A 13,338-nucleotide genomic window follows, 5' to 3' on the forward strand; every position below is an offset into this window, starting at 1 on the left:
GCTCCACCCACCACCCGCCGCGCAGGACGAGGTGGGCCTGTCCGGCGCGTACGGTGCCGGATCCGGGCGGGCCGCGGGACGACGTCAACACCGTTGATTATCTTGCTGGCGGAGGTCTTCGGTCGGACCCCGGCGGGCGGATCAGGACGCGGCGGGCGGATCAGGACGCGGCGGGCGGGGCGCCGGGCGGGAGGAAGGGGAGGCCGGGCGGCGCGCCGGTGTCGATCAGACGGCGCAGGGCGGCGGTGTCGAGGTGATCGGCGACCAGGTCACCGAGCGCGTCGAGGCGCCGGGCGCGGACCTCGGCGAAGCGCACGCCCGCCGGGATGTAGGCGCGTCCCGCGGCGGCGGCGACGTCGCGCAGGTAGGCGGCGCGGAACGCGTCGTTCTCCAACAGGCCGTGCCAGCTGGTGCCGCAGACGGCCCCGACCCGCACCCCGTCGGCGGCGAACCGCGTCGCGCCCGGATGCTCGGCGATCGTGAGCCGGCCGTGGCGGATCTCGTAGCCACTGACCCGATGGCCGGTGACGCCCGTGGCGGTGCGTCGGCCCAGCAGCTTCTCCCGGGCGAACACGGTGCGCACCGGCAGCAGGTCGAGGCCGGCCACCGCGCCGGCACCCGACTCGACGTCGTCGACGATGCCGGTGCCGAGCATCTGATAACCGCCGCAGATGCCCAGCACCGGCCGGCCGGCGGCCGCGCGGGCCAGCACGGCGTCGGCGAGGCCGCGGCGGCGCAGCCAGGCGAGATCGGCGACGGTCGAGCGGGTACCGGGCAGGACGACGAGATCGGCGTCGACCAGGTCGTCAGGCCGGGTGGCCAGGCGCACCACGACACCGGGCTCGGCGCGCAGCGCGTCCACATCGGTGACGTTCGACAGCCGCGGGAGCCGGACCACGGCGACGCGCAGCGTCTCGCGCCCGTGGGGGAGCCCGTCCGGTCCACCGGCCTCGCCGGCCTCTCCGGCCTCGCCGACGCTGTCGGGATCGCCGACATTGTCGGGATCGCCCGGCTCGTCGGGGTAGGAGGCGAGGTCGAGGGAGTCCTCGACGTCGAGCCACAACCCGTGGCGGTACGGGATCACGCCGTGCACGGGCCGGCCGGTCAGCGCCTCGATCTGGCGCAGACCCGGGTCGAGCAGGCGCGGGTCGCCCCGGAACCGGTTGATGACGAAGCCGCTGATCAGCGCCTGGTCCTCCCGGTCCAGCAGGGCGAGCGTGCCGTACAGGGCGGCGAACACCCCGCCCTTGTCGATGTCACCGACGACGATGACCGGCAGGTTCGCGGCGCGGGCGAGACCCATGTTGGCGATGTCGGTGTCGCGCAGGTTGATCTCGGCGGGGCTGCCGGCACCCTCGCAGATCACGGCGTCGAAGCGGGACCGCAGATCGTCCAGGCAGTCGGCGACGATGCCAGCCAGGCGCGCCTTGTACGGACGGTAGCCAAGGGCGTCGACCTCGGCGACGGGACGACCCAGCACGACGAGCTGGCTGTGCCGCTCCCCTCCCGGCTTGAGCAGCACCGGGTTCATCGCCGCCTCCGGTTCGACGCCGGCGGCCGCGGCCTGCATCGCCTGGGCTCGGCCGATCTCCGCGCCGTCCGCGGTGACGGTCGAGTTCAGCGCCATGTTCTGCGCCTTGAACGGGGCGACGCGCACCCCCTCGCGGGCCAGCCAGCGGCAGATCCCCGCGGTCAGCACGCTCTTGCCGGCGTCCGACGCGGTCCCCGCGACCAGCAGCCCCCCGCCCCGCCCACCCGCGCCGCTCATGTCCGCACCCGACCTTTCCTGGTCCGCCCGCGCAGGGGGATCCGCCCGCGCAGGATGGACACCACGGCGGCGGCCAGCACCGTCACGGTGAGGCCGAGCATCCCGGTCGCGGCGGACAGGCGGGCCGCGGCGGCGACGTCCGCGCCGGCGGGCGGGCGGCCGAAACCGAGCCGCGGGCGCTGTTCGACCCGGTAGGGGTAGCGCAGCTCCCCCCCGAGGCGCAGGCCGAGCGCCCCGGCGAACGCGGCCTCGGCCAGCCCCGCGTTGGGGCTGGGATGGGAACGGCCGTCGCGGCGCAGCACCCAGTAGGCGTCCGCCGGGCTGCCGCCGACCACCGGCGCGCAGACGCAGGCCGCCAGCGCCCCGAGCCGCGCCGGGACGAGGTTCATCAGGTCGTCCAGGCGGGCCGCGGCCGCCCCGAACCGCTCGTACCGCGCACTGTGATGGCCGATCATCGCATCCAGGGTGTTCACCGCCCGGTAGGCGGCCAGGCCCGGCAGGCCCGCGACCGCTCCCCACCACAGCGGCGCGACGACGGCGTCGCAGGTGTTCTCGGCGATCGACTCGATCGCCCCGCGGGCCAGCGCCGACTCGTCGAGTTCGGCCGGGTCGCGCCCGCACAGCGTCGGCAGCAGCGCGCGTGCGCCGTCGAGGTCGCCGGCGGCCAGTGCCGCGCCGAGGGCGCGTCCCGCCCGGCGCAGCGACGTCCCCCCGAGCACCACCCAGCCCAGCCCCGCCGTCACCACCAGCCCCGCCCCCACCGCGCCGGACGGGCTCGAGCCCCGAACCCACCGACGGCCCGACATCCCAGACACGCACCGGGCGATCTGGTGGTCGAGGGCGGCGGCGGGGACGGCCACGGCGGCGACCAGCACCGCGGTGTGAACGGCCCCGGCGAAGCGATCGTCCCGATAGGACGTTCGCTCGACGCGGGCGGCGAGCCCGCCGAACCCGGCGACGGGATGCCAGCGGGCCGGGTCGCCGAGCAGCGCGTCCAGGCCGGCGCCGAGCAGCAGCCCGCCCAGCCGGGCCCGCGCCCGTGGCGAGATCGCCACCATCCTCAGGCCCGCCCACCGCGTCGGCGAGATCGACACATCCCTCGGACTCACCCGCCGTGTCTCGGATCACCGGCGTCGACCGCGGGACACCGCGCCGACCTCCAGCGGAAGTCACTCTCTGTGGTGAGGTTTCCGGAGCCGGCGCGACTCAAGATCCAACCAGGTCGCCGTGGGGGATTTCGTGTCCGATTTGCCCCCCACAGCGACCTACTTGGCCGGATCTTGCTCGGGAGCCAGGCACGGGACGTGGCGGAGGCGGGATGGGTGGGTGACCCGGCAGAGGTGGGTGACGGCGCCCCCAGGCGCGGGCCCCGGTCGGTGGCGGGCGCGATCATCAGACGGCCATGGCGTAGGCGACGACGCCGCGGCGCAGGGCGTCCATCGCGGCGCGGGCGGTCCGGCGCACCTTCGAGTCGGCGGGCGCGATCTTGGCGATCTGGTCGAGCAGGTCGAGCAGCTGGCGCATCCAGCGGACGAAGTCGCCGGCGGTGAGGTCCACCGCGCTGCTCGTCAGCACCCGCTCGAGGGACCGGCCGTGGGCCCAGTCGTGGGCGGTCAGGACGAAGCCGAGTTCCAGCGGGCGCAGAAAGGACAGCCGGTGGCGGGTCTCGACGGCGGTGAGCCGGTCGACGACGCGGGCCATCTCCTCCAGGCAGTCCGCCAGCACCACACCGCCGGGCAGGCCGACCGCGGCGAGGTCCTCCCCGCGCGGCTCGAACACCAGGGTGGACACGGCGGCGGCCAGCGCCGGGGCGTCCAGGTCCTCCCACAGGCCCGCACGCAGGCATTCGGCGACGAGCAGGTCCTGCTCGTTGTAGATGCGGGCGAGCAGTCGGCCGGAGTCGGTGACGGTGTCGTGTTCGAGGTAGCCGAGTTCGGTGAGCGCCGCACGGACCCGGTCGAAGGTCTTCGCGACCGTGTTCGTGCGGCCCTCGACCGTGCGGGACAGGCTCGCGGTCTCCTTCTCCAGCCGGGTCGCCCGCTCGCCGGCCCGCAGATGCTCCTCGCGGCGCGGGCAGTCGTGCACCGGATGGACGCGCAGTTCCCGACGCAGCCGCGAGAGCTCGGCGTCGTCGGCGGCGGCCGCGCGGGCCTTCTCCCGTCGTCCGGGCCCGGCGCCCTCCCCCGCGTCCAGGCCGGCGCTGCGCAGCGAGGAGGCGAGATCGCGACGCGACTGGGATGAACGCGGGTTGAACGAGCGCGGCACCCGGACCCGGCCCAGCGGCTCGACCGCGGTCGGGAAGTCGGTCAGCGACAGGCGGCGGACCTGTCGGTCGGCAGTGAGCACCACCGGGCGTGGACCGTCCGGGGCCGACGACGCCGACGTGTCCGCGTCGAGGACGACAGCCAGTCCGCTGCGCCGCCCGGCGGGCACCCGCACAACGTCGCCGGTGCGCAGCCGGCCGAGCGCCGCCACCGACTCGGCGCGCCGCCGGGCGCTGCCCTCCCGGGACAGCGCCGTCTCCCGGGTCTTGATGTCGCGGCGCAGCCGGTCGTACCCGGCCGCGTCGCCGCGTTCGCAGGACAGCGCCGCGCGCAGCTCGGCGACCGTGTCGGCGTTGCGCTGGATCGTGCGGGCCAGACCCACGACGTCCCGGTCGGCCTGGAACTGGGCGAACGAGCTCTCCAGCACCGCGCGCGCCCGTTCCCGCCCGAGCCGTCCGACCAGGTTGACGGCCATGTTGTAGGACGGGCGGAACGACGAGCGCAGCGGGTAGGTGCGGGTGGACGCGAGCCCGGCGAGCGCGAGCGGGTCAAGCCCCGCCTGCCACAGGACGACGGCGTGGCCCTCCACGTCGATGCCGCGCCGCCCGGCCCGGCCGGTCAGCTGGGTGTACTCCCCCGCGGTGATCTCGACGCGGCTCTCGCCGTTGAACTTCGTGAGCCGTTCCAGCACGACGGTGCGCGCGGGCATGTTGATGCCGAGCGCGAGGGTCTCGGTGGCGAACACCACCCGGACCAGGCCCTCGACGAAGAGCTCCTCGACGATCTCCTTGAACGTCGGCAGCATGCCGGCGTGGTGCGCGGCGATGCCGCGCTCGAGTCCCTCCAGCCACGGCCAGAACCCGAGCACGCCCCGGTCGGCGTCGGGGATGCCGGCGGTGCGCTCCCGCACGATCGCCCGGATCCGCTGCTGCTCGGCCGGCCCGACCAGGCGCATCCCGGTACGTACACAGGCGGTGACCGCACTGTCGCAGCCGACCCGGCTGAACACGAAGACGATCGCGGGCAGCAGGCCGTCGCGGTCGAGGCGCTCGACGACCTGCGGGCGCCCCGGTGGGCGCGCGTGCCGGCCCGGGGGACCACCCGTGCCCGCCCGCCTGCGCCCCGAGCCGTAGCCGGCCGGCAGCCCCCGGTTTTCCTCGCGGGCCAGGCGCACCAGATCCGGGTTCACCACCCGAGCGCCGGCCACCGCCGCGCTCCCCCGCACCGTCCGGCCGCCTCGGCCCGCACCGCCACTCTGGCCCGCCCTGCCGCTCTGGCGCGTGCCGTTGCCGCCCTGGCGTGCCTCGTCGCGACCCGCGCCCCTGTCCCAGCCGTCCCGCTCCCGTCGCCCGTCGTCACCGCGCGGCGCGGGAAGCTCGCCCACCGCGGCGGCGTCGTCCCACCGTCCACCGGACGGCCTGGCCAGCTCGACCGCACCGAGTCGCCCCGCGGGACCGGCGAGGTCACGGTCGGAGGCGGCGCGAGCCAGGGCCGCCGTGGCGCCGTCCGGCCGGCCGAGGGCGTCCTCGAGGAACAGGTCGTGCAGGGTGCGCTCGGCGAGGACGTGCTGCCACAACGGCACCGGCCGGTGGTCGCTGACGACGACCCGGGTGTGCCCACGGACGGTGACCAGCCACTCGCCGAACTCCTCGGCGTTGCTGACCGTCGCGGACAGCGAGACCAGCCGGACGTGCGCCGGCAGGTGGATGATGACCTCTTCCCACACCGCGCCGCGCTGCCGGTCGGCCAGGTAGTGCACCTCGTCCATGACCACATAACCGAGGTCGGCCAGGTCGCCGCCGCCCGCCGGGCCGGCGTAGAGCATGTTGCGCAGCACCTCGGTGGTCATGACCACGATCGGCGCCGAGCCGTTGCGCACGGTGTCGCCGGTGAGCAGGCCGACCGCGTCCGAGCCGTGGCGGGCGGCGAGGTCGGCGTACTTCTGGTTCGACAACGCCTTGATCGGCGTGGTGTAGAAGCACCGGGTGCCACTGCGCAGGGCCAGATGTGCGGCGAACTCGCCGACGACGGTCTTGCCCGCCCCGGTAGGCGCGGCGACGAGCACGCCATCACCGGCGGCCAGCGCCGACAGTGCCTCCCGTTGGAACGGGTCGAGGCCGAACGGAAGGCTGGCGGCGAATTCCACGAGAGCCTCGGGCGCCGGGGACACGCCCTCACCCTACGCCGACGTTTCGACCCGCAACCTGCCCCGGTGGGGCGGTGGGGCGGTGGGGCGGTGGGGCGGGGTCAGGTGATGTCGCCGGCCTCGCCGCCGAACGCACCGCCCGCCGGGCCACCCGTGCCGCTCGCACCGTGAGCGGCGCCGACCGGTGCGGTGCCCGCCCCGCCGTCCGGCCGATCTCCGCCGGGCCCACCCCCCGCCCCGGGACCCGACCCGTCCGGCCGGGGTCCCCCCACCCGGGTCTGGCGCGGGGCGTCGTCGAAGTCCAGCGGGGACGTCTCGTCGTCGCCGAGGTCGGCGTAGACAGAGGTGGAGCCGCGCCGCGCCTTGCGCCGATCGTTCAGCCAGCCGATGATCAGTGCCACCTCGTACAGCACCACCATCGGCAGGCCGAGCGCCAGCATGGTGAACGGGTCCTGGCTCGGCGTGACGACCGCGGCGAACACGAACACGAGGAAGATCTCCGCGCGCCGCCAGGAACGAAGCCGGGCCGTCGTGACCACACCCGCGAGATTGAGCATCGCGATCAGCAACGGGATCTCGAAGGACAGGCCGAAGATCAGCAGCATCGCCTGCACGTAGCTGAGGTACCGGTTGCCGTCCAGAACGCTGACCAGCCCGTTGCCGCCGAACCCGAGCAGCAGGCTCAGCCCCGTGGGCAGGGTCAGATAGGCGAAGACCGCGCCGGTCGCGAACAGCACCAGCGAGATCCCGACGAACGTCAACGACCAGCGCCGCTCATGCCGGTGCAGCCCGGGTGTGATGAACGACCACAGCTGGTAGAGCCAGACCGGCGACGACACCACCGCCGCCGCGATCATCGAGATCTTCAGCCGGATGGTGAACGCGTCGAGGATTCCGAAGAAGTACAGGGTGCAGTTGGACGCGGCCTGGCCGTCCGGGCTGAACCGTTTGCTCGCCGGCAGTTGGCAGTAGGGACGCTTGATCCAGTCGAAGATGTGCGGCTCGAAGACGAAACACACGACGGCCGCGACCCCGAACGCCACCAGCGCGATTCCGATCCGGTTGCGCAGCTCGCGCAGATGCTCGGTGAGCGGCATCCGGCTGTCCTCGACCGTGCGGGTCCGCCGGTGGCTCGCCGCGGCAAGGAGCCTGCGCGGGGTGGGGATCCCTGGCACGTCGGCATCTCCTGGTCGCGGGTTACGAGAGTCGAGGGGTCAAACAGGTGTTGCGAGACAGGAGAACAGCCGTCCCGGCTCGGTCCGCCGGCGACGGCCCACCCGGACCAGCCCTGCCCGGCAGGCTCAGCGCTTGTCGGCGGCCGGGGCGACACTGTTCGCGGCGCTCGCACCCGGCTGCGCCACGGTCTCGGCCGGCGCCTCGAGCTGCAGCGGCGGGGCGGAAACGGGCGCCTGCTGCTGCGGCTGGTCGTCGTCGCGAAGGCCCTTCGTCTCGGCCTTGAAGATCCGCAGAGAACGGCCGAAGGACCGCGCCGCGTCGGGGAGCTTCTTCGATCCGAACAGCACCAGTACGACAAGAGCGATGATGACGAGCTCGGTGGGGCCCAGGTTCGGCATGGTCGGCGTCCTCCGGTGAGCGGTACCGGCCCGTTCGACGGCCGGTGCGATCGATGCTACGTCTGTCAGCCTAGGAGGGAACAGACGGCATACGGGTATCCCGCAGATGACGGCTGCGCAACGATGCGGCTGTGACGGGCCAAGTGTAGCCACACCCGGACGCCATGGGTAGTCACGCGAGGACGTCCCGCGAATTTCCCTCGCCACCCCATACCCCGATGATGACGGGCGAAGATTTCATCGCCACTTTCGGTGAGCGATGTTCAGGTCAAGGGCCGTGCTCACCGCGGCCGAGATGGCCGACCTGGCCGACGATCACACGCACAGGTCGCATCGGTGCGCTGTCCGGACCGATGGTCCCGCCCTCTTCTCGGCATCCCACCGCCCGATTCGGCGCTCATGTCCGAAGTGGCGTTGTCCGGGACGGCGTTGTCCGGGACGGTGTCCACCCGGGGCGGGGTCAGAGTGTGCGCTCGGCGAGGCGGGCCGTGACCTCGGCGTGATCGAGGCGCGCGGACAGGGCGGCGGTGTCGGCGGAAAACGCCGAGACCCGCGTCGAGAGCTCACCCAGCGCGCGCCGCACCCCACGGATCTTCTGCCACACCCGCCAGGCGGCCGCGGCGAGCAGCAGCAGACCGCCGAGGATCAGCACCAGGTAGACGAGCGCCCACAGCATGCCGGTCACCCTACCGGGCTGCGCCGGCCCCGATCCGACCGGCACCGACCCCCGATCAGGGGCCCCCGCGACGATCGGCCGGGCCGGCGGTGGTGGCGTGGCCGTAGGCGGCGAGGGCGCGGCGGGCGAGGCCGCGGACCTCCTCGGCGAGCGCCGCGGGTGCCACAACCCGGACGTCGGCGCCGAGACCGAGGACCAGGCGGTGCAGCCAGGTGGTCTCTCCGGCGAACAACGTCACCTCGAGGCCGCCGCCCGCCAGCTCCCGGGTGGCCGTCACCGGGTAGTAGTCGGCGACCCAGCGTGCGGGTGGGGCCAGTTCCAACACGACCCGGACGTCGCCGGGGCCGGGGCGGTAGATGCCGTCGCCGACCTCGCGGGAGATCGCGGCGGGCGGCGGGTCGGCCGGGACGTCGAGCAGCCGCGCCCCACCGAGGCCGTCGATCCGGTCGAGGCGGAACAGCCGGACGGCCTCGGCCCGGTGGCACCAGCCCTCCAGGTACCAGCGGCCGTCCCGGACCAGCAGGCGCATCGGGTCGACATCACGTTCGGTGAGCTCGTCGCGGGACCACACGAGGTAGCGCAGATGCACCCGACGGCGCTCGCGCAGCGCCTGCTGCAGCACGGCGAGCACCGTGTCGGACCCGGACCCGCCGGGCGGGGCCAGGTCCGTGGAGCCACCCACCGAGGCGCTGCCCGGCGGGACCGCGGCGGACCGGACGACCTCGGACCGGCCGCCGGCGGACGGAGCGTCTCCGGGCCGGCGCCCACCGGCCGCGTCGCCATCCCCCGGAGCCTGATCGGCGGGACCGGGCCCAGCCAGCGCGTTCTCGGCGAACCAGGCGCCCGACGAAGACCCGTCACCGGAGGTGACGGTGGGCGATGGCACGGTGCCCGGCGGCTCGAGGCTGACCCGTACCTGTCCCGCGGCCCGCGCGTCGGCTCCGACCGCCCGTTCCAGCTTCTCCAGCGCCCGGTCGAGCGCCTCACGCCCGGCGAGGCCCGGGATGTCGGCGAGGGCCCGGGCGGCCACCAGCAGCGCCGTCGCCTCGTCGACGGACAGCCGCAACGGACGGTCGAGGGTCTGCGGGTCGGCGACGGTGATCTGGTCACCGGAGTAGCTCAGGTCGATGAGGTCACCGGGCGCCCCGCCCGGCAGCCCGCACACGAACAGCAGGTCCAGATCGTTGCGCAGCTGGCGTTCGGTGATGCCGAACGCCTCGGCGGCCACCCGCGACGACACTCCGGGATGGGCGCGCAGCCAGGGGACGAGATCGAGCAGCCGGGACAGCCGCTCGGTCGCGGCGCTCACCACCGCTCACCCGCCGTCCGCGCCGCCCGGCGCGCCGACCAGCTGTCCGGATGCGGCGTGCAGGCGGGCGATGACGGCGGTACGCAGCTCGGGGGGGGCGACGACGAGGACGTCGGGGCCGGAGCCGACGATCCAGCGGGCGAACCGCTCGGTGTCGGTGAAGGTGCGTTCCAGCAGGTCCATGTCGGCCGGGACGGCCGGATGCGGCCGGGCCGGCGGCACGCAGCCGGCCGACACGGGGCGGGCGCCACGGCGCAACGCGTGGCAGGTGCCGCGGCGCACGGCGAGCGTCGCGGTGCGTTCCCGCTCGGAGGGGGCCTGGGCGGAGACCATCGCGGCGACATCGACGCCGGCCGGGACGCGCACGGCCCCCGCCGGGCCGACCAGGCGCACCGCTCCGGCGACCCGGGACAGGCGGAACACCCGCTCGGCGCCGCGGTGCAGGTCGTGGCCGACCAGGTACCAGCGGCCGTGCCAGGACACGACCCCCCACGGTTCGACGTGCCGCTCGGCGATGTCGGCATCGCCGACCTTGCGGTAGGGGAAACGGATCGCCCGACCGGACTGGACCGCGGCCAGGCAGGGCTCGAAGGCGGGCTCGGCCGCGTCCACCCGCGGCTCGAACCCGTCGAGGGCACCCAGCGAGCCGGGACCACCCGCACCGCCGGGCCGGTCCGGTTCGCCGTCCGCGACCGCCGCGCCACCGGCGGCGAGCTTACGCAGCGCGCTCGCGGCCGGCCCGGCCAGGGCTGCGACCGACCACAGCGAGCCGGCAAGAGCGAGCGCGGCGGCCTCATCCGGGGCGAGTGCGATCTCGGGCAGGGCATAGTCGCCACGGTGGATGCGGTACCCCACCTCGTCGGTGAACGCCGAGTCCCGTCCGGTCTCCAGCGGGATACCGATTTCGCGCAGGTAGGCCTTGTCCCGCTCGAACATCCGCCGGAAGGCATCCTGCTCCTCCGCGGTGACGCCGGGCTCATAGCCCTCGACGAGCTCCCCGAGCTGGGACACGGTGAGAAAACGCGATGTGGCCATCAGGCACATCGTCAGATTCAGCAGCCGTTCCACCCGACGCCGGGACACACCCAGACAGGCTAGTCGCTGCCCGCCGGCCCCCGGCCGCCGCCCCCCACCCGAGCCCCGGTGCCGCACCGGGGCCGCGACCTGTGGCGTTACGGCTGGGTGCCACCCGCTCCCGTCGTGCCGGTGCTCTCGGCGCCGACCTTGAGCAGGTCGACGACGAAGACGAGGGTGTCATCGGCGAGGATCGTCGGCGGCTGGCCGCCGTCCGGACCGTAGCCGAGCGCCGGCGGAATGAGGATCTCGCGGCGTCCGCCGACCTTCATCCCGTCGATGCCGCGGCCGAAACCGGTGATCGTGCCGCTCAGCGGGAACGTCGCGGCCTCGGCGCCCGAGCCGCTCCAGGTGGAGTCGAACACCTTGCCGTTGCGCCAGAGCACCCCGGTGTAATGGATCGTGACCGTGCTCGTCGACGTGGCGCGGGCGCCGCTGCCGGTGACGAGATCGCGGGTGAGCAGGCCCGTCGGCGCGCGGCCGTGCCCGTTGGCGATCGTCGGGGCGGCCTTCAGGTCGGTCGCGTTCGTGACCGCGGGCAGCAGGCCGTCGGCGGGGCGCGAGGTGGGCGCGGGCGCGGCGGCGGTGCCGTCCGGCGCGGTGGAGGCCGAGCAGCCGGCCAGCACCGCCACGAACAGGGTCGGGGCGAGCACGGCCACGACCAGGCGCCTCCCACCAGGTCGGCGTCCCCGGCGTGGCCTGGCCGCGACACCGGCAGCGGCAGCGCGGGCGGCGTCGGCCGTTCCGGCAGTACCCGCGGTGCCGGCAGTACCCGCGGTGCCGGTGGTGCCGGGGGCGCCGGTGGCGCGGGGGCGGGGGGCGATCAGGGCGCCGGGAACGCGGGGCGGGGCGGACGTCACAGGGAGCGGATTCCTCACGAGCGGGGCTGGGGTCGGCAGCGTCTCACACGCCGCAACGTTCGGGCACGGACGGACACCCCGGCGGGTCCGGGCCTCCCGCGGGCGGGCCGCCGCGGCCCCACCCGGGCGAGCGGGCCGGCCGCGGGCGGTCCGGCCTCACATACTGGCGATGAGCTTGTCGACCCGGTCGTCGACGGAGCGGAACGGGTCCTTGCACAGCACCGTGCGCTGCGCCTGGTCGTTGAGCTTGAGGTGGACCCAGTCCACGGTGAAGTCGCGGCGCTTCTCCTGGGCCCGCTTGATGAACTCGCCGCGCAGCCGTGCCCGGGTGGTCTGCGGCGGCCGGGACTTGGCCTCGAACACGTCGAGGTCACGGGTGACCCGTTCGACGAGCCCGGCCCGTTCCATCCGGTAGTACAGGCCGCGGTCACGGTGGATGTCGTGGTACTTCAGGTCGAGTTCGGCGACCCGCGGCGAGGCCAGCGACAGACCGTGGCGGTGGCGGAACCGCTCGATGAGCACGTACTTGGTCACCCAGTCGATCTCGCGGGCGACGAGTTCGAGATCGTCGGTCTCGATCGCGAGCAGGGTACGGCCCCACAGGTCCAGCACCCGCTTGGCGACCGCGTCGCCACCGCGTCGCTCGACGAACTCCACCGCCTTGGTGTAGTACTCGCGCTGGATGTCGAGGGCGGAGACCTCGCGGCCGTTCGCCAGCTTGATCTTGCGCTGGCAGGTCATGTCGTGGCTGACCTCGCGGATCGCCCGGATCGGGTTCTCCAGCGTCATGTCGCGCAGCATCACCCCGGCCTCGATCATGCGCAGCACCAGGTCGGTCGAGCCGAGCTTGAGCAGCATCGTCGTCTCGCTCATGTTCGAGTCGCCGACGATGACGTGCAGCCGGCGAAAACGCTCGGCGTCCGCGTGCGGCTCGTCCCGGGTGTTGATGATCGGCCGCGAGCGGGTGGTCGCGGACGACACCGACTCCCAGATGTGCTCGGCGCGCTGCGAGATGCAGTAGACCGCGCCGCGCGGGGTCTGCAACACCTTGCCCGCACCGCACAGGATCTGCCGGCTGACCAGGAACGGCACGAGCACGTCGGCCAGCTTGGAGAACTCGCCATGCCGTCCGACCAGGTAGTTCTCGTGACAGCCGTAGCTGTTGCCGGCCGAGTCGGTGTTGTTCTTGAACAGATGGATGTCGCCAGCGATCCCCTCCTCTCGCAGGCGACGCTCGGCCTCCACCAGCAGGCCCTCCAGGATGCGCTCGCCGGCCTTGTCATGGGTGACGAGGTCCGGCACCGAGTCGCACTCCGGGGTGGCGTACTCCGGATGGCTTCCGACGTCGAGGTAGAGGCGGGCGCCGTTCTTGAGGAACACGTTCGAGCTGCGCCCCCAGGACACGACACGACGGAACAGGTACCGCGCCACCTCGTCCGGGGACAGCCGCCGCTGCCCCCGGAACACACAGGTGACGCCGTACTCGTTCTCCAGACCGAAGATGCGGCGATCCACGTCTGTGACCCTATGCTCGGATGCCACCCGAGCGTGGCCAGACGCCCGGGGTGGCCTCCCAGTCGCGTCGATTCGCCGCGCGGGGCTTCACCCCACCACCCCCCCCCTGGGCGGGCCGACGACCGCCGCGGCTCCCCCACCCACCCCCACAC

Annotated in this window: 10 protein-coding genes; all 10 read right to left on the minus strand. The window is 74.0% G+C overall.

The genetic code is table 11. The annotated features are described in order from the left end of the window. Window positions 1–160: 160 nt before the first annotated feature. Window positions 161–1,768 (minus strand): cobyric acid synthase, encoded by a 1,608-nt coding sequence (locus tag MXD95_RS24325; RefSeq protein ID WP_250643049.1) that lies wholly within the window; start codon window positions 1,766–1,768, stop codon window positions 161–163. Continuing rightward, a complete protein-coding gene (locus tag MXD95_RS24330) occupies window positions 1,765–2,877 on the minus strand; it encodes a cobalamin biosynthesis protein (RefSeq protein ID WP_308301572.1) in 1,113 nt (370 codons plus the stop codon). The genes MXD95_RS24325 and MXD95_RS24330 overlap by 4 nt, the downstream gene beginning before the upstream one ends. A 283-nt stretch (window positions 2,878–3,160) precedes the next feature. Continuing rightward, on the minus strand, window positions 3,161–6,202 hold the full coding sequence (locus tag MXD95_RS24335) for a DEAD/DEAH box helicase (RefSeq protein WP_250643050.1): 3,042 nt from the start codon (window positions 6,200–6,202) through the stop codon (window positions 3,161–3,163). A gap of 77 nt (window positions 6,203–6,279) precedes the next feature. Next, window positions 6,280–7,353: a twin-arginine translocase subunit TatC gene (gene tatC, locus MXD95_RS24340; RefSeq protein WP_250643051.1), complete on the minus strand. Its 1,074-nt coding sequence runs from the start codon at window positions 7,351–7,353 to the stop codon at window positions 6,280–6,282. A 126-nt stretch (window positions 7,354–7,479) separates the two neighbouring features. Then, the gene (gene tatA / locus MXD95_RS24345) at window positions 7,480–7,752 is read right to left on the minus strand and encodes a Sec-independent protein translocase subunit TatA (protein ID WP_250643052.1); all 273 of its coding nucleotides are present in this window, start codon (window positions 7,750–7,752) and stop codon (window positions 7,480–7,482) included. Window positions 7,753–8,212: 460 nt separating this feature from the next. Beyond that, window positions 8,213–8,428, minus strand: a complete 216-nt coding sequence (locus MXD95_RS24350) for a hypothetical protein (RefSeq protein WP_250643053.1) — start codon at window positions 8,426–8,428, stop codon at window positions 8,213–8,215. A gap of 55 nt (window positions 8,429–8,483) precedes the next feature. Then, window positions 8,484–9,737, minus strand: coding sequence for a helix-turn-helix transcriptional regulator (locus tag MXD95_RS24355; RefSeq protein ID WP_250643054.1), 1,254 nt, complete (start codon window positions 9,735–9,737; stop codon window positions 8,484–8,486). A 6-nt stretch (window positions 9,738–9,743) separates the two neighbouring features. Further along, window positions 9,744–10,772 carry a helix-turn-helix transcriptional regulator gene (locus MXD95_RS24360; RefSeq protein WP_250643055.1) on the minus strand — a complete coding sequence of 343 codons (1,029 nt, stop codon included), beginning with the start codon at window positions 10,770–10,772 and terminating at the stop codon, window positions 9,744–9,746. Window positions 10,773–10,909: 137 nt separating this feature from the next. Beyond that, a complete protein-coding gene (locus MXD95_RS24365) occupies window positions 10,910–11,671 on the minus strand; it encodes an FKBP-type peptidyl-prolyl cis-trans isomerase (RefSeq protein WP_308301573.1) in 762 nt (253 codons plus the stop codon). 156 nt (window positions 11,672–11,827) lie between these two features. After that, window positions 11,828–13,186, minus strand: a complete 1,359-nt coding sequence (gene pafA, locus MXD95_RS24370; protein WP_250643056.1) for a Pup--protein ligase — start codon at window positions 13,184–13,186, stop codon at window positions 11,828–11,830. Between the last annotated feature and the right edge of the window lie 152 nt (window positions 13,187–13,338).

The sequence above is a fragment of the Frankia sp. AiPa1 genome, from assembly GCF_023243075.1.
Taxonomy (GTDB): domain Bacteria; phylum Actinomycetota; class Actinomycetes; order Frankiales; family Frankiaceae; genus Frankia.

Coding starts and splice junctions, on each gene's coding strand:
- tatA (WP_250643052.1), bottom strand. CDS start 7,752: ATGCCGAACCTGGGCCCCACCGAGCTCGTCATCATCGCTCTTGTCGTA.
- MXD95_RS24325 (WP_250643049.1), bottom strand. CDS start 1,768: ATGAGCGGCGCGGGTGGGCGGGGCGGGGGGCTGCTGGTCGCGGGGACC.
- MXD95_RS24360 (WP_250643055.1), bottom strand. CDS start 10,772: ATGGCCACATCGCGTTTTCTCACCGTGTCCCAGCTCGGGGAGCTCGTC.
- MXD95_RS24350 (WP_250643053.1), bottom strand. CDS start 8,428: ATGCTGTGGGCGCTCGTCTACCTGGTGCTGATCCTCGGCGGTCTGCTG.